The sequence below is a fragment of the Pelagimonas sp. genome, from assembly GCF_058892305.1.
In genome coordinates, this window is the sequence record NZ_JBZXVN010000075.1 from 1 (window position 1) to 734 (window position 734).

Annotated in this window: 1 protein-coding gene; it reads right to left on the bottom strand. The window is 57.4% G+C overall.

Going from position 1 to position 734, the window contains the following annotated elements; translation table 11 throughout:
* A partial coding sequence (locus tag AC5EFR_RS22660) for a serine hydrolase domain-containing protein (RefSeq protein WP_493577966.1) occupies positions 1 to 734 on the bottom strand: 734 nt, incomplete at both ends.

Genomic DNA, 734 nt, shown 5'->3' on the forward strand with positions numbered 1-734 from the left:
CCGCCATGCCCGTAAACAGGACCGAATGACGTTTCTTTGTGTATCGCAACACCACTGCCATAAAGAACAGCGGTTTCATCCGGATTGACAGGTACACCGTCGAGAAGGCGGTCGAGGTAGTCATCTGCCATCGCCTGACCTGTGAAAAGGACATGCCCCCATTTGGCCAGATCTGCCGAGGTTGACGCAAATCCTCCGCCGGTCCATTCGACAGCAGGATTCCAGACCAAACCTCCCCGGTCGTCCATCGTACGCGCCGCAAGACCAAACGGGTTTTCCGCCTCCGTATACCCAACAGCAAGACCCTCGATTTGTGGCGTGTCTGATGAAACCGTCCCGGTGAGATCGTGTGGGGAAAGGACGCGCGCATTGGCCAGTGTGAAAACATTTTCGCCTGTTGCCGCCTCGATCACGAGGCCAATCAGGAAATAGCCCGTATCGGTATAAGCCCAAGCCGAGCCCGCCTCGAAAAGTGCTGGCTTGTCTAGAATAGGCGAAATGGCGTCTGTCGGATCGAATGGTTCATGCGCCCCACGGTTGATCAGGTCTGCGGCCACGCCGTCCATGTGGACGTGGTCCGGCAGACCGGCTGTATGTGTGAGCAGCTGGCCAACTGTTATGGTGTCCGCATTCAGCAAGCGCTCATACCAAGCAAGGTCCCCAAGGTGGACGGAAACAAGGTCTGCGCGGTTAAGCACCCCGTCCGCCTCCAGAGAGAGAACCAAAGCACCCCA